The organism is Vreelandella neptunia, assembly GCF_000712975.1.
Classification (GTDB): Bacteria; Pseudomonadota; Gammaproteobacteria; order Pseudomonadales; family Halomonadaceae; genus Vreelandella; species Vreelandella qaidamensis.
This window is the reverse complement of sequence record NZ_JHQL01000006.1, coordinates 44,245-60,415: the sequence shown is the minus strand read 5'-3', so window position 1 is coordinate 60,415 and position 16,171 is coordinate 44,245. Positions and strand designations below refer to the sequence as shown.

13 protein-coding genes are annotated in these 16,171 nt (G+C 51.8%); 7 read left to right on the top strand and 6 right to left on the bottom strand.

Features of this window, described 5'->3' with window-relative positions:
• Positions 1-93: 93 nt before the first annotated feature.
• Both CR46_RS0115980 and CR46_RS0115975 read left to right on the top strand, forming a co-directional pair.
• The gene (locus CR46_RS0115980; RefSeq protein ID WP_030074356.1) at positions 94-1,284 is read left to right on the top strand and encodes a class I SAM-dependent rRNA methyltransferase; all 1,191 of its coding nucleotides are present in this window, start codon (positions 94-96) and stop codon (positions 1,282-1,284) included.
• Positions 1,285-1,357: 73 nt separating this feature from the next.
• Positions 1,358-1,792, top strand: a complete 435-nt coding sequence (locus CR46_RS0115975; protein WP_030074355.1) for an acyl-CoA thioesterase — start codon at positions 1,358-1,360, stop codon at positions 1,790-1,792.
• Positions 1,793-1,942: 150 nt separating this feature from the next.
• On the opposite strand, the gene CR46_RS0115970 is transcribed toward CR46_RS0115975, so the two are convergent.
• Positions 1,943-2,158 (bottom strand): hypothetical protein, encoded by a 216-nt coding sequence (locus tag CR46_RS0115970; RefSeq protein WP_030074354.1) that lies wholly within the window; start codon positions 2,156-2,158, stop codon positions 1,943-1,945.
• A gap of 258 nt (positions 2,159-2,416) precedes the next feature.
• Between CR46_RS0115970 and CR46_RS0115965 the strand changes: the two genes are divergently transcribed.
• A complete protein-coding gene (locus CR46_RS0115965; protein WP_030074353.1) occupies positions 2,417-3,628 on the top strand; it encodes a YeeE/YedE family protein in 1,212 nt (403 codons plus the stop codon).
• A gap of 179 nt (positions 3,629-3,807) precedes the next feature.
• Positions 3,808-5,487, top strand: coding sequence for an NAD-dependent malic enzyme (locus tag CR46_RS0115960; protein WP_030074352.1), 1,680 nt, complete (start codon positions 3,808-3,810; stop codon positions 5,485-5,487).
• A gap of 79 nt (positions 5,488-5,566) precedes the next feature.
• Here CR46_RS0115960 and acnA read toward each other — a convergent pair whose 3' ends face one another.
• On the bottom strand, positions 5,567-8,299 hold the full coding sequence (gene acnA, locus CR46_RS0115955; protein ID WP_030074351.1) for an aconitate hydratase AcnA: 2,733 nt from the start codon (positions 8,297-8,299) through the stop codon (positions 5,567-5,569).
• A gap of 273 nt (positions 8,300-8,572) precedes the next feature.
• Here acnA and trxB point away from each other — a divergent pair, with 273 nt between their 5' ends.
• Positions 8,573-9,523, top strand: a complete 951-nt coding sequence (gene trxB / locus CR46_RS0115950; RefSeq protein ID WP_030074350.1) for a thioredoxin-disulfide reductase — start codon at positions 8,573-8,575, stop codon at positions 9,521-9,523.
• A gap of 89 nt (positions 9,524-9,612) precedes the next feature.
• Here the strand turns inward: trxB and CR46_RS0115945 are convergent, their stop codons facing one another.
• Positions 9,613-10,137 carry a GspH/FimT family pseudopilin gene (locus tag CR46_RS0115945; protein WP_030074349.1) on the bottom strand — a complete coding sequence of 175 codons (525 nt, stop codon included), beginning with the start codon at positions 10,135-10,137 and terminating at the stop codon, positions 9,613-9,615.
• 77 nt (positions 10,138-10,214) lie between these two features.
• On the opposite strand from CR46_RS0115945, the gene thiO reads away from it, so the two are divergent.
• Positions 10,215-11,318 carry a glycine oxidase ThiO gene (gene thiO / locus CR46_RS0115940; RefSeq protein ID WP_030074348.1) on the top strand — a complete coding sequence of 368 codons (1,104 nt, stop codon included), beginning with the start codon at positions 10,215-10,217 and terminating at the stop codon, positions 11,316-11,318.
• A 28-nt stretch (positions 11,319-11,346) separates the two neighbouring features.
• Here the strand turns inward: thiO and CR46_RS0115935 are convergent, their stop codons facing one another.
• Positions 11,347-11,622: a PP0621 family protein gene (locus CR46_RS0115935; RefSeq protein WP_030074347.1), complete on the bottom strand. Its 276-nt coding sequence runs from the start codon at positions 11,620-11,622 to the stop codon at positions 11,347-11,349.
• A gap of 145 nt (positions 11,623-11,767) precedes the next feature.
• Between CR46_RS0115935 and CR46_RS0115930 the strand changes: the two genes are divergently transcribed.
• Positions 11,768-13,402, top strand: coding sequence for an NAD+ synthase (locus CR46_RS0115930; RefSeq protein ID WP_030074346.1), 1,635 nt, complete (start codon positions 11,768-11,770; stop codon positions 13,400-13,402).
• 24 nt (positions 13,403-13,426) lie between these two features.
• Here the strand turns inward: CR46_RS0115930 and CR46_RS0115925 are convergent, their stop codons facing one another.
• The gene (locus tag CR46_RS0115925) at positions 13,427-15,136 is read right to left on the bottom strand and encodes a methyl-accepting chemotaxis protein (protein WP_035536918.1); all 1,710 of its coding nucleotides are present in this window, start codon (positions 15,134-15,136) and stop codon (positions 13,427-13,429) included.
• A 216-nt stretch (positions 15,137-15,352) separates the two neighbouring features.
• Positions 15,353-16,168 carry an outer membrane protein assembly factor BamD gene (locus tag CR46_RS0115920; RefSeq protein ID WP_030074344.1) on the bottom strand — a complete coding sequence of 272 codons (816 nt, stop codon included), beginning with the start codon at positions 16,166-16,168 and terminating at the stop codon, positions 15,353-15,355.
• Between the last annotated feature and the right edge of the window lie 3 nt (positions 16,169-16,171).

Sequence of the window (16,171 nt, the reverse complement as noted above, 5' to 3'; positions counted from 1 at the left end):
ACTCTGTGATGTTAACTGTTTTGCCTATGTTTTCAGAGTCTATGGGCTTTCAGAGTCTATGGGCTTTGTAAGATTGCTCTTTTGGAGATTGTTGTGACTCAACGCCTGCGCCTGAATAAAAATGCCGATCGCCGTCTGAAAGCGGGCCATCTGTGGATCTACTCCAATGAAGTAGATATTAAAGAAACGCCGTTGAAAAACTTTGTTGCGGGTGAGTCTGCGCTGGTCGAAGCCTCAAACGGCAAAGTCCTTGGGGTAGCCTACATTAACCCGCATTCACTGATTTGTGGTCGAGTAATGTCGCGTGACCCAGAAATGCGCCTGGATCGATCGCTGTTCGTGCACCGTTTCAATCAGGCGTTGGCGCTGCGTCAGCGTCTGTTTGATAAGCCGTTCTACCGTTTGATCCACGGTGAGGGCGACTTGCTACCAGGGCTGGTTATCGACCGTTTTGGCGATGTGCTGGTGGTGCAGCTGAATACCGCAGGTATGCAGGCGTTAGCGGAAGAGATTGTCGATGCGTTGGAGAAAGTTGTAAAGCCCAGCGCCATTGTATTCCGCAATGATACGGGCGGTCGTCGCCAAGAGGGCCTGGAAGCTCACGTTGAAGTAGTAAAGGGCATCCTTCCTGATGAGGTTCTGCTGGAAGAAAACGGGGTCACTTTTGCGGTACCTGTGTTGAATGGTCAGAAGACAGGTTGGTTCTTTGATCATCGCGTTAATCGCGCGTGGCTGAATAGCCAAGTGGCTGGTAAGCGTGTGCTAGATGTATTCAGCTACGTGGGCGGCTGGGGTGTGCAGGCGGCTGCTAGCGGTGCCTCGGAAGTACTATGTGTCGATGCTTCTGCCCCTGCACTGGATCAGGTAGCTCGCAATGCCGAGCTAAATGGTGTGCAAGAACAAGTTGCGGTAGCAGAAGGTGATGCTTTTGAAGCGCTAGCGGCACTGAAAGCCGATGGCGAACAGTTTGACGTTGTCATTCTTGATCCACCGGCGTTTATCAAAAAGCGCAAGGATATTCCCAATGGGGAACGCGCTTACTCACGCCTGAATCGTGAAGCGATGCGTCTGCTGGGCCGTGATGGCTTGCTGTTATCGGCCTCGTGCTCCATGCACCTTGCACCTGAGCGTTTGATTGATGTGGTTCGTGGCGCCGTTCGCCACCAAGACCGCCACGGCCAGGTGATTTTTCAGGGCCACCAGGGGCCCGATCATCCCGTCCATCCAGCGATCCCGGAAACATCGTATTTGAAGGCGTTGGGTGTGCGGGTATTCCGCGATTAAGTCGAAGATACTTCTTAGCGAGCGTGTGAAAAATAATCGATAACATCAAGGAGTAACCACAAGGAGCAGCACTATGGAGTGGGCATTGCCGAATCCCTTTGTGATTGAGCTTAAGGTGACGCCGGAGGCCATTGATGCCTACCAGCACGTCAACAACAGCGAGTATTTGCGCTGGGTAGAGCAGGTCAGTTGGGCTCACTCTGAAGCTCTGGGGCTATCCCTTGATGATTATCAGTTGCTAGATCGTGCCATGGTGGTTCATCGCCATGAGTTGGACTACCTGGCTCCCGCGTTTGTCGATGACAAACTGCAGTTGGCGACGTGGATTGTGGCTTGCGATGGGCGTTTTAGCCTCACTCGTCGGTTTCAGCTTAAACGTGTGGAGAGCGGTAAAACGCTGCTAAACGCACGCACCCGGTTTGCGTGTGTGGCTCTCTCAAATGGGCGGCCTACACGGTTACCCGATGAGTACCAGCGTATTTACGGGGCAGCGGTGGTGGCAGAGTAGGCTGTACCATCGCGCTTGTGACGCGGCATTCGTTGATTACCACTCTCTGGGCATTGTAGGTAGTAGCGACTACCCAAGGCTATCTGTGTCGTGCATGTGTCTAAATCCGACGTGGTGACTTCTTTTCGACGTGATTTATCGTGTTTAAGCCTAACTCCCTTCCCGAGCGCCATGGTTCGCATAAAGTTCAACCCACCCGACGGCGACAGCAGTCAGCGGCTCACCGGCATCGAGCTGATTCAACATCGCAGCGTCTAGAAAGACTAGCAATGGCAGCACACGCTCACCGCCACACCGAGTGCCAGACAGTTCGGCAAGCCACCGGCCCTTAACGGGTACACCTATGGCAGCGCATGGCCAAAGCATCCCAGCCTCAACCTGGAAATCGCCCTGGGTCGAATTATCTTCTAGCGACTAGGTAGCTAAGATCATTGCATATTGGCAAGCTACTCATGGCGAGAAAAATATCCGAATGCAGAACAATATTCTTAAAAAGCATATGCACTGCTGAATAAAGAATTTCCAGCGGTCTACCGCCAGCGTTAGGCTTAACACCATTATTCATGTTGGCCAAGCAAGCGCCTGTTTCTAACAGGCGCTTTTGGCGTTGCTAGAAGGTGAGCTATGTCCACGATTTCTGCAGGAGCACCGGCAAACTACCGCGTGCCATTGTTTTCAACAGCAGCCATCGTGCTGGGCGCGGTGATCATCGGTGTGGTATTTGGTGCCAATGTCGGCCTGTTGATGATTGTTGGAGGGTTGTTGGGGCTGGTGCTGTATCACGCGGCATTTGGCTTTACGGCTGCTTGGCGGGTGTTTATTACTGAGCGGCGAGGCCGTGGTTTGCGCGCCCAAATGGTGATGTTAGCGATCGCTGTCGTGCTGTTTTTTCCTGCATTAGGGGCGGGCACGCTGTTTGGTACTGAGGTGCGAGGCTTTGTATCACCGATTGGTATCTCGGTGCTTTTTGGGGCCTTTATATTCGGTGTTGGCATGCAGCTGGGTGGCGGTTGTGCATCGGGCACGCTGTTTACTGCGGGGGGCGGTAATGCACAGATGTTGATCACGCTACTGTTCTTTATTGTTGGGTCGGTGATTGGTTCGGCGCATTTTACATGGTGGCAGAGCTTGCCAGCGTTTCAGCCTGTTTCGTTGGTAAAGGTGGCAGGTGCTGGCGGTGGAATCGCGATTAGCTTGGTGCTATTTGCAGCGATTGCGGCGTTTACCGTGGTCATGGAAAAGCGTCGTCATGGTCACCTAGAGCAAGCGCCATTAGTCGATAAGCCTGGTAGTCAGCGCTGGTTAACTGGCCCATGGCCGTTGATCGCTGGTGCAGTGGCGCTAGCGCTACTCAATTTCGCGACATTAGCTTTGGCTGGTCGCCCCTGGGGCATTACCTCTGCGTTCGCGTTGTGGGGTGCGAAAGGGTTTGAGCTCGTTGGTGGTGATGTTAGCCAATGGGGCTACTGGCAAGCACCCGGTAATGCAGCAGCGTTAGAGGCCAGCGTGTGGAGCGATATTACGACGGTGATGAACGTTGGCATTATGTTAGGAGCACTGGCTGCTGCGAGTTTAGCGGGTCGTTTTGCGCCTAATTTCCGTATTCCGCTTAAATCTGTTCTGGCGGCGGTGATTGGTGGTCTGATGCTGGGCTACGGTGCGCGCTTGGCGTTTGGTTGCAACATTGGCGCTTACTTCAGTGGTATTGCCTCTGGCAGCTTGCATGGCTGGGTTTGGATGGTGGCGGCGTTTGCCGGCAACATGGTGGGCGTAAAACTGCGCCCGTTCTTTTTTGATGGTGTTGAAGGGCGGAGACCGGTTGCCAAAACCTGTTAGAGGTTGATCAGATACGATGCTTTTTGTAGGCGCCTTGGTAGTCACCAAGGCGCTTTTTTGTTGTCTTTAGTTATGTCCCTCCCACCTTTGTCGTACTAGCATGTTACATTACGCACAAACGCCGCCAACGCCCTGCGTTGCTGCATTGCAATAGCAATCGACATAAAAAGAGAGTGCCTATGTCCACGATGAGTAAACGCCCCTTATACATTCCTTATGCCGGTCCTTCTTTGCTTGAAATGCCGCTATTGAACAAAGGCAGCGCGTTTACTCAAGAGGAGCGGCTAGCCTTTAACTTGATCGGTTTATTGCCACAAAAAGTTGAGTCTATTGATGAACAGCTGTCGAGAGCATATCGCCAGTATCAGCAGTGTCATAGTGATCTTGAAAAGCATATCCATCTGCGTGCTATTCAAGACGATAATGAAACGCTTTACTTCCGTTTAGTTTCCCAGCATCTGGAAGAGATGCTACCGATTATTTACACCCCTACGGTCGGGCAGGCGTGTCAGGAGTTCTCTAATATTTATCGCAATCACCGGGGGCTGTTTATCAGCTATCCAGATCGCGAGCACATGGACGATATCCTGCGCAGTGCCACCAAAGATAACGTGAAAGTCATTGTTGTCACTGATGGGGAGCGGATTCTAGGCTTGGGTGACCAAGGCATCGGTGGAATGGGTATTCCTATTGGTAAATTAGCGCTTTACACCGCTTGTGGAGGTATTAGCCCCGCCTATACGCTGCCGATTATGATTGATGTGGGTACTAACAATCAGGCATTGCTGGACGACCCTATGTACATGGGTTGGCGTCATGAACGGGTTAGTCAAGAAGAGTATGATGCGTTTATGGCGGAATTTATTACTGCTGTAAAACGTCGTTGGCCGAACGTATTGCTTCAGTTTGAAGACTTTGCCCAAGCGAACGCAGTGCCGCTATTAGAACGCTACCGAGATGACTTGTGCTGCTTTAATGACGATGTGCAAGGTACTGCCTCGGTGGTGGTCGGCACCTTGATGGCGGCATGTCAGGCTCGTCAAGAAACCATCGCTCAGCAGCGTGTGGTGTTTGTAGGTGGCGGTTCGGCGGGTTGTGGCATTGCTGAGCAGGTAGTTGTGTCTATGCAGGCAGAGGGGCTGACTGAAAGCGAAGCTCGAGCGCGGATATTCGTTGTCGATCGAGATGGGTTGATGACTACTGATCAGCCCTGGCAACGAGACTTTCAACGCCGCTTGGCACACTCACCTGAGCTGGTCGCTAGCTGGAATAGCCAGGGGCTTGAAGACACGATTGCCCAGATCAAACCGACAATTCTCATTGGTGTATGCGGTAAGCGCGGTATTTTTACCGAACAAGTGGTGCGTACGATGCACGCTGGGTGCGAGCATCCAGTGATTATGCCTCTTTCCAACCCTACCTCTCAGGCAGAAGCGGTTCCTGAAGATGTGATTTGTTGGACCGATGGCCAAGCGCTGGTCGCCACAGGCAGTCCTTTCGCCCCTGTGGTATATAACGGACGCACTTACCCGATTGCTCAGTGCAATAACGCCTATATCTTCCCTGGTATTGGCCTGGGTGTGATTGCGGCGGGTGCTAATCGTGTCACTGATGAAATGCTGATGAGTGCTTCTCGGGCTTTAGCCCGCGAAGCGCCTTTGGTCAAAGAGGGCAAAGGTGCACTGTTACCGCCGCTGTCGCGAATTCGTGATATCAGCAAATCAATTGCCTTTGAAGTGGCTGCTCAGGCCCAGCAAAATGGTGTGGCGCTTAAAACTAGTGGCACTGAACTGCGTGAGCGTATCGAGAAAGCATGTTGGTCGCCAGAATACCGCACCTATCGTCGTAGAGCTTTCTAATTAAATAAAATCTAAAGTAGCATGCAAAAAAAGCCCCCACCGAAGTGGGGGCGATGCAAGCATTGGTAGGTGTTACTTTCTACGCTGCGCCGATCATCTTGCGCAGCACGTAGTGAAGGATACCACCGTGGCGGTAGTAAGCCAGCTCATTGACGGTATCAATTCGGCACTTGGCATCAACGGTGCGCTCCCCATCTTCATTTTTGATGACAATTTTCACAGTGCCACCTGGGCTTAAATCGCTCAAGCCAGCAATTGAGATTTCTTCATCACCTGTCAATCCAAGCGTTTCACGGCTTTCACCTTCAGGGAACTGCAGCGGTACCACGCCCATGCCAATTAGGTTTGAACGGTGAATACGTTCATAGGACTCGGCAATCACCGCGCGTACACCCAATAAGCGGGTGCCTTTGGCTGCCCAATCCCGTGAAGAGCCGGTGCCATACTCTTTACCAGCAATCACCACTAGAGGAGTTCCTTCCTCTTTATATTTCATGGCGGCATCGTAAATCGCCATTTGCTCGCCGCTGGGTACATGTCGGGTTTCACCACCGACAACCCCGTCCAGCATTTCGTTTTTAATGCGCACGTTAGCAAAGGTGCCGCGCATCATCACTTCATGATTGCCCCGACGAGAGCCATAGGAGTTGAAATCAACAGGCTTGACGCCGTGCTCCTGAAGATAGCGCCCAGCAGGGCTGTCAGGCTTGATAGAGCCCGCTGGGGAGATATGGTCGGTGGTCACCGAATCGCCCAGCATGGCTAACACGCGTGCGTTTTTAACATCTTCGATAGCGTCTGGCTCGCGCTCCATGCCTTCAAAAAATGGCGGATGCTGGATGTAAGTTGATTCAGGCCACTGGTATACCTTACTTTCAGGGACGTTGATTGCTTTCCAGGTATCGTCGCCCTCAAATACCGCGCCATACTCTTTACGGAACATCTCGGTGTTGACTTGCTCAACGGCATTGGCGATATCTGCCTGAGAAGGCCAGATATCTTTGAGGTAAACCGGGTTGCCTTCGCTATCCTGGCCGAGTGGCTCGGTGGTTAAGTCGCACTGCACATTACCGGCTAACGCATAGGCGACCACCAGGGGCGGTGAGGCGAGCCAGTTTGTTTTTACCAGCGGGTGTACACGGCCTTCAAAGTTGCGGTTGCCTGAAAGTACCGATGCTACGGCAAGGTCGCCGCTATTGATTGCTTCTTCGATTTCGTCGGGAAGTGGGCCGGAGTTGCCGATACAGGTCGTGCAGCCATAACCCACTAAGTTAAAGCCTAGCGCGTTCAAGTCATCGCTTAAGTTAGCAGCTGCCAAGTAATCGGTTACTACCTTCGAACCTGGGGCAAGGGAGGTTTTTACCCAGGGCTTCGTGGTGAGCCCCTTTTGGCGAGCATTACGGGCCAGCAGGCCGGCTGCCATCATGACGCTGGGATTAGACGTATTGGTACACGAGGTAATGGCTGCGATTACCACCGCGCCTGGGTCGAGGCTGAAGTCTTGGTCGTTGAGCTTAACGTCTTGGCTGGTGTCATGTTTAAAACTGCGCTCAACCCCGACTGCCGTTTGGCCGCCTTCTGAAGAGAGTTTCCCTTTTGCGGTTGAGTCGGCGGTGGTGTCCTCTTTCATAAATTTGTCGAACGCAGCGGCCATGTCTTTCAGCGCCACACGATCTTGAGGACGTTTTGGGCCAGCAAGGCTAGCTTCAACCTCGTCCATATCGAGACTGAGAGAGTCTGTAAAGATCGGTTCATCGCCTGGCTCGCGCCATAGGCCCTGGGCTTTACTATATGCTTCTACTAAAGCTAGTTGTTCATCTTCACGGCCGGTCAGGCGCATGTAGTTGATTGTTTCGTCGTCTACCGGGAAAAAGCCGCAGGTCGCGCCATATTCCGGTGCCATATTGGCGATAGTGGCACGGTCAGCTAAGGGTAAGTCGTTAAGGCCATCCCCATAGAATTCAACAAACTTACCCACCACGCCTTTTTTGCGCAGCATTTCAGTGACCGTGAGCACAAGATCGGTGGCGGTAATGCCTTCACGCAACTTGCCGTTTAGCTTGAAGCCAATAACCTCAGGAATCAGCATCGAAACCGGCTGACCAAGCATCGCCGCTTCCGCTTCGATACCGCCCACGCCCCAGCCAAGTACGCCCAGGCCGTTGATCATGGTGGTGTGGGAGTCGGTGCCAACTAAGGTGTCGGGATAGGCAAACGTCTGCCCATCTTCCTCTTTCGTCCATACAGTTCGGCCCAGGTACTCTAGGTTAACCTGGTGACAAATGCCGGTGCCGGGAGGTACAACGCTAAAGTTGTCGAACGCTTGCTGGCCCCAGCGTAGAAACTCATAGCGCTCGCCGTTACGCTGCATTTCGATATCGACGTTTTCTTGAAATGCCGCGGCGTTGCCGAATTTATCGACCATCACCGAGTGGTCGATCACAAGATCAACCGGAGAAAGCGGGTTAATACGCGCGGGATCTTCGCCCAACTTTTCAACCGCAGCGCGCATAGAGGCAAGATCAACCACCCCAGGCACGCCGGTGAAATCTTGCATGAGTACGCGAGCAGGGCGGTAGCCGATCTCACGGCTTGATTTGCCCTCTTTTTGCCAGTCCACTAACGCCTGAATATCTTCTTGGTCAACACTTTCGTCGTCACCAAAGCGCAGCTGGTTTTCGAGTAGAATTTTGAGCGTTTTGGGTAGCCGATCGATATTACCGAGCGCATCGGCGGCTTTTGGTAGGCTGTAGTAATGATACGTGTGGTTGCCCACGTCTAGGGTAGTGAGCGTATCGGGTATCTTGCCCATTGTTTTCTCCTCTAATTGCTTGGCCTTGAGCGAATTGCTGTTGACAGCGTGTTCATGGCGACTCACTTGGCGCGATGGTCACGGCTTTTTTTCAATGTGGCGTATCCTTAGTATGGCTGATCTTCTTAATAGCACATGGGTGTTTCACCCTTGGCTTTCAAGTCGTCTTCACCTAATAGCGAAGGTTAACCCTTGTAATTGCTTGTACTTGACGCCATTTCAGGCAGACTCTCTTGCAAACGATATCTGCTCAATTATGACAAAGGTGGTGTCATGGAAACGCGTCATGAACGTTTAATTATTCTTGGTTCCGGCCCTGCAGGATATACGGCAGCGGTGTATGCAGCCCGTGCTAATTTAAAGCCGCTGCTCATTACTGGCCTGCAGGCAGGTGGCCAACTGACCACCACAACCGATGTCGATAACTGGCCGGGCGACGCTCAAGGTGTTCAGGGGCCGGAGTTGATGGAGCGCATGAAGCAGCACGCTGAGCGCTTTAATACAGAAGTACTGTTTGACCATATCAATGAGGTCAGCTTAGGTGAAAAACCGTACACCTTGAAAGGGGATAGCGGAATTTACACCTGTGATGCGCTGATTATTGCCACCGGTGCCAGCGCACGCTACCTGGGCTTGCCAACCGAGCAGCAATTTATGGGGCAAGGGGTGTCTGCTTGTGCCACCTGCGATGGCTTCTTTTATCGCAATCAAGAAGTGATCGTGGTGGGGGGCGGTAATACGGCTGTTGAGGAGGCACTTTATCTCTCAAATATCGCCTCAAAGGTTACCTTAGTGCATCGTCGCGATACCTTACGCGCCGAGAAAATCCTGCAGGATAAGCTGCTCGAAAAAGTTGAAGCAGGAAAAATTGTTCTTGAGTGGTTCTATGAAGTGGACGAGGTGTTAGGCGATAACACCGGGGTCACTGGCGTACGCGTTAAGTCGACTAAAGACGGTTCCAGTAAAGAGATTCACGCGCCAGGGTTGTTCATCGCTATCGGCCACAGCCCTAATACGGGGATTTTTGAAGGCCAGCTGGAAATGAACGGTGGCTATATCAAGGTGAAATCAGGCCTTGAGGGCAATGCAACAGCTACTAGCGTGCCGGGTGTGTTTGCCTGCGGTGATGTGATGGATCATATCTATCGCCAAGCAATTACTTCTGCTGGCAGTGGCTGCATGGCAGCGCTAGATGCTGAGCGCTATTTAGATGGCATTGCCTGATTGACTGCCATTGTTAGTAGTTGGCATTAACAATTATCACTATTCACTACCGCCCATCGAGTTTTGTCTAACTAGATCACGCTATTAGTTCAACAATCGATGGGCGTTTCATCAATACGCAGCCGACCTAGTCTGCTCAGCACAAGCTTTCTCCCTCGGGTGTTTTCCGCGCAAAGATTAAAACTGCCGTTAAAACCGTTTGTGTGACCAAGGGTGCTGTAGCTTACTCGGCGTGTGCCGCGGCTATACGATATGGCTGTCGTTGCCTGTGCTGGAAATACCCTCACAATGTCATTGCTGCGGATGTGATTAATGGAATCTCCTTTAACGACCAATAGAGCATTGCTCCAATCGCGTGTGCAAGCGCTTTTAGCAGCGTTTGCTGGGCAAATGGTGGTGGTTATACGCTGCGTAATTGCTGTGTTGCGTGCGAGAGAAAAGGCTGTCTGCAATCTGTTAATATCAGCTGTTACCGCTGTATTGCGGCCAAGTGCCTGAAAATTTGGAATTCCCCAAGCGGCTAATGCTGAAATAAGCAGTAGTGTAATGACCAGTTCGAGAAGGGTGAAACCTTGGGTGCGCGTAAGAGGTACGCCATGAAGAGAAGGTGGCATGGTGGCTCCCAGTTTGTTTTTTTTACAGCCTACCTCGCATTGTTCTTTTTTTATGTAAGCCAAAGCGGACAAACGTTGTGAGCAATTTCTTAATTATTGGTGGTGGCGTGATCGGAATGATGACGGCACTGCAATTAGCAGATGCTGGACAGCACGTCACGATCGTAGAGCGCGGTATTTGTGGACAAGAGTCTTCCTGGGCTGGCGGAGGGATTGTCTCACCACTTTATCCATGGCGGTACGCGCCGCCGATCTCACAGCTGTCGCGCTGGTCTGAAGGCGTATACCCCACGTTGTCGCTGCGCTTGCTAGAAGAAACTGGCATTGATCCTGAATATCGACAAAAGGGACTGCTCTATCTCAATGTTGACGATGCGGAAACAGCACTTGGGTGGGCGCGTCAGCTTGGCAAGCCACTGGAGCGTGTCAGCGCTGACTTTGTTCATCAAAAGGAGCCTAAGGTGGTTTCGGCGCAGGATGGCGCACTGTGGATGCCAACGCTAGGCAGTGTGCGTAATCCTCGCCTAGGGCAAGCGCTGCGCGCTCGGCTTTTGGCTATGCCTAACGTGGTGCTTAATGAAGGCTGCGAGGTAAGTGGTTTTATAACACGTGACCGACAGGTGCTGGGCGCTAAGACGGCGCAAGGGGAGCAACGTGCAGAAAAAGTAATTGTGTGTGGTGGAGCCTGGACAGCCAAGCTGTTAGAAAACTTAACGATTCGCCTACCGGTACGCCCAGTAAAAGGCCAAATGATTGCTTATCAAGCGCCGCTAGGGTTGGTGCAGCGCGTAGTGTTAAAAGATGGCCGTTACATTATCCCACGTGGCGATGGTTTGCTGCTGGTAGGTTCAACCTTAGAAGAGGCGGGCTTTGATAAAGCGACCGACAGTGAAGCGCTAGCGTCACTTAAACAGACCGCAGAAAGCATAGTGCCTACGCTGTCAGATTACCCAGTCGCTTATCATTGGGCAGGATTGCGTCCAGGTTCGCCAGACGGTATTCCATTTATTGGTGCGCTACCGGAGTGGTTCAATATTTACGTGAACGCAGGCCACTACCGCAATGGGTTAGTGCTTGCACCAGCGTCTACCCACGTTTTGGTTGATCAGCTATTAGGGCGTGAGGCACTTATCGACCCAACACCCTTTCAGCCGACACCAGACCGGTTAATGACGTATTAGCATAGTGAATGATGGAGATCGTCTATGGTTAGCGTTGCTCATCACGTTTCTGCTTGTCTTGTTGCTCTTGCAAATACCGATCGCGATGAGCGCTTGAACAAAACCACTGTTCGCTTGCGCGCAGGGCTTCCTCTTCTGGAACATGTACGTCGCACCAACGGCAGCGCACCATCTGGCCGCCTTCATGGCGTTTTGGTTCGCTCTCTTGGTGGGTAAGTCTGCGCTCTCGGTAGAGGCCATAAAGCTTCAGGCCCACATAGAACAGCACGGCAAAAATAATCAGCCGAATGATCAAAAGGTTCATCCTCTATGACTCCCATGGTGGGATGTAATAATCGCTAGAATAGCATGAGTGCCGCCTAACCTTTGCCTGTTGGCAGTCCTTGCGGGACAATGTATTTAGGTAAACGGCAACGTATTCCAAAGATTCTCAAGAGATTTTAACGCCCATGCAAGACTTAACGCTGGTAATGGCCCAACTCGACCCTCTAGTGGGAGATATTCCCGGCAATGCTGCACGCGCCATTGAAGCGGTGCGCGAAGCGAGGATCGAACATGGGGCGGATATTGTTGTCTTCCCAGAGCTTTTCTTGTCAGGCTACCCGCCGGAGGATTTGCTGCTTCGCCCATCGATGGAAGCTCGCTTACGTGAAGCGCGGGCTAAAATGGCAGAAAAAATCTCCCGGGATGTGCTGGTGATTATTGGCTACCCCGGCGTACGTGAAGGGGAGCGCTACAACCTAGCAGGTGTACTGTACAACGGCCAATGGGAAGCAGAATACGCCAAGCAGGCGCTGCCTAATTATCAGGTGTTTGACGAGCAGCGCTACTTTACGCCGGGTACCCAGCCATTAGTGTATGAGCACAAAGGTGCCAAGCTAGGGCTGCTGATTTGTGAAGATCTCTGGGAAGGAGCGCCTGTCAATGCTGCCCGTGAAGCCGGTGCAGAAGTGCTGATCAGCTTAAACGCCTCTCCCTATCATCAGGATAAGCCCAACGAGCGTCTGCGCCTGTTAGCGCTGCGCGCCCAGGAGGTGAGTCGCCCGATTGTATACGTGAACACCATCGGTGGTCAGGATGAACTGGTTTTCGATGGCGGCTCTAGCTGTGTGGATGCCCAAGGCGAACTCAAAGTGCTGGCTCCTTACTGGCAGGCAGGCTTAATGCCGGTTCAGTTACTGCAAAAAAATGCTGATACCTGGGAGCCTCAGGCGGGTGAAATTGAGCCGGATACTTCGCCGGAAGAGAGCCTGTATTGCGCCCTAGTCACAGGACTACGGGATTACGTCAACAAAAGCGGTTTCAAAGGCGTTGTGCTGGGGCTTTCTGGAGGTATTGATTCGGCACTTTCTCTGGCTATTGCCGTTGATGCACTCGGCCCGCAGCGGGTTCAGGCGGTGATGATGCCCTACCACTATACGGCAGATATTTCGAAACAGGACGCTGCCGAACAGGCTGACATATTGGGCGTTCATTATGACGTAATGCCCATCGAGCCGATGGTCGACGCGTTTATGGGCACGTTAGCGGAAAGCTTTGCTGGCACTGAGCGGGACACCACCGAAGAGAATCTGCAGTCGCGCTGTCGCGGTGTTCTGTTAATGGCGATTTCCAACAAGAAAGGTCTCATGGTGTTGACCACCGGTAATAAAAGCGAAATGGCGGTGGGTTACGCCACGCTCTATGGCGATATGGTGGGTGGTTATAATGCTATTAAAGACGTTTATAAAACCTGGGTGTACCGTTTGGCTCGCTGGCGCAACACCCAGTCTCTGGCTATTCCTGAACGGGTGATTGAGCGCCCACCCAGTGCAGAGCTGGCTCCCGACCAGCAAGATAGTGACTCCTTGCCTGATTACGACGTGCTAGACGCCATTCTAGTGAGCTACATTGAAGGTGATATGAGTGCTGAAGCGATTATCGCCGCTGGGTTTGATGAGGAAGATGTTTACAAAGTGGTGAAGCTGGTTGACCGCTGTGAATATAAGCGCCGCCAAGCCCCTGTTGGAGTGCGGGTCACGCCCCGGGGGTTTGGGCGTGACCGACGTTACCCGATTGTGAATGGTTGGCAGCCAGGCGATTAAGGCGCCAGTTTCTGCTCAAATTGCTTAAAAACTGTCCCAAGAAGACTCGGCGGTCTGGCGCTTCAAAACGGGTATATTAGGAGCGTTATGCGCCGTTGGGTCTTGCGTTCTACCGCGGCTTACCACTGCTTGCATATAAGTGTGCTGTTGACCAGCGGGCAGTTTGAAAACGCTCATGGCGTCTAGCAGTTGATGAGCGTTCTGGCGCAGATGATTCGCAGCATTAGCGCTCTCCTCTACTAGTGCAGCGTTCTGCTGGGTTACTTGATCCATCTCAGTGATCGCTTGGCCAACCTCTTGAACACCGGTGCTTTGTTCGGCGCTGGCATGGCTAATTTCCTGCATAATTCTGGTAACTCGCCCAATAGCAGCTACGATATTTTCAGTTGATCGACTGGCTTCCTCTGCCCGCGCGTTACCGTTATTAACACGCTCTAAGTTATTAGAAATCAGGTCGTTTATTTCACGGGCGGCATCAGCGCTGCGTTGAGCAAGATTCCGTACTTCTTCTGCCACTACTGCGAACCCTCGGCCATGCTCGCCAGCACGGGCAGCTTCTACAGACGCGTTTAACGCAAGAATGTTGGTTTGAAAAGCGATAGCATCGATGGTGGATATAATGCCGGCAATTTCTTGTGAGCTTTTATTGAGCTCGTTCATGGTCGTCACTACCTGACGTACAGCTTCGCCGCCTTCAGTAGCTGTTTTCGAAGCGCTGGCCGCTTCCTGGCTTGCTTGTTGTGAATTGTCTGCGTTGAGCTTGACCGTACTATTGAGCTGCTCCATCGCTGATGCTGTTTCTGCTAATGCACTGGCTTGCTGCTCGGTACGTGAAGAGAGATCGTTATTCCCTTCGGCAATTTGTTCGCTATTAGAAGCTACGGCGTCTGCTGAAGAGCGAACTTGCGCCACAATGGATTGTAACTGTTTTGACATGGCAACCTGCGATGCCATGATGCTACGAGTGTCGCCTGCTTTAAGAGTTGGCTGATTGGTCAGCTCACCGCGACCAATAGCTTCTGCAAAGGCCTTCACTTCGTAAGGTTCTGCACCGAGTTCGCGCAGCAGTTGGCGTGATAAAAACAGCGCAATGGCTCCCCCAATCACGACAGCAAATAGTGTTAACCCAAGCATTTGCATTTGAAAACCAGAGGCAGTGCTGCGGGCCGCCGCCGTTGAAGCGTTATTAATTTGCTCTTGTAAATTAATAAATTGATTAATCCGATTAAGCCACTCAGCGTAAGCAGGGCCAGCCTGCTCAAGTGTTATGGCTTGGGCACGGGTAAGAGTATCAGAGGTTCTGGCATCAAGTACTTGCTGAGTAAGGGCTTCTACTATATCGGCCTGGGTGCTAATAGAAGACAAGATACTTTGCTCTTGTGGCGTTGTATCTGTATCACTGATCACTCGTTGCATACCTTCAATGGCTGTATCGTAATTAACAGCCAGTTGCCGCATCTCTTCATTAAGTGTTGTTAAGCGGCTAGCATCCGTCGTCATAACGATGTCACGTAGCGCAATGGCGCGGTCATGAACGCTGCCTCGCATATCAACTGCAAAACGCTGCTTAGCGCCATTTACATCATTAATAGAGGTGAGCCCGCGGTTAATTTGATTAACCTGATAAATACCTATTGCTGTTAAAATAACAAGTAATATCAATAAGGTAGAGAAGGCGAAGGCTAGGCGTGTGCTGATAGTCGTCTTTGATAATCGAGATTTGGAGGCGATCATTCCATTAGCTCCGAGCAGGCACTTTGTTATTAAGGTAGGAGTAATGTACATTTTGCATAATTTTTGTACAACATTTATTAAGCTTTTGACGATGCGCCAGAGTGTGAATAACGTCTAAATAAAAGCATTTCCTAACAAGAAAAAACCACGCCGAAACGTGGTTTTAAAGTAAAAGTCAAATAGCTTTATACGCATCAGCGCTGTATGAGATGTCTATTAATTATCAGCGTTGTCATGTTTAGGTACAAAACGATTGCCTCGTAGCTGCTCATGGTCTGGTGCATTTTCTCGCAGAACGACAAGCACTTCATCTGCGCGATCCTTCATACCAAGCCCTTGATAACCTTCTACCATGGTTGCCAACGCATCACGCGTTGCGTTGGACTCCGGATAGTTTTCAATCACCCAGCGGCCGCGTTCAATGGCGGCTAAGAAGGCGCCACGGCGCAGGTAGTAGTCTGCGACATGTAGTTCATGGCGGGCCAGCAATTCACGTAAATAGACAATACGCTGTTGGGCATCAGGGGCGTATTCGCTTTGTGGAAAGCGTTGGATTAATTCGCGGAAGTCGTTGTAAGCGTCCCGTGAGGCGCCCAAGTCGCGCTTGGAGATATCAATCAGGCGCAGTCGCTCAAGGCTAAATCGTCCCGCTTGCCAAGCAGAAAGGCCGCGTAAATAGTAGGCGTAATCCACCTGCGGGTGATCAGGGTGCAGGCGAATGAAGCGACTAGCAGCAGCGCGAGCCTCTTCCCAGTTGCTGTTTTCGTAGTAGGCGTAAATCAGCTCAAGCTGGGCTTGTTCGGCGTGGGGGCCAAACGGATAGCGGGTATCGAGCGCTTCAAGCCGCTCAATGGCAATAGGAAAACGGTTGCTATCCAGCGCTGTGCGCGCAAGTTCATAGAGTTCACGTTCTTGCACACCCTCGAATTCATCGTCTTCTTCAGGGGTGGCGTTATTACTGGCACAGCCTGCCAGAAGAGCAAGGCTTAAGGCTAGGGCGCCAAAGCGGTTGGCAGCGGAAAAAGCGCGCATCAT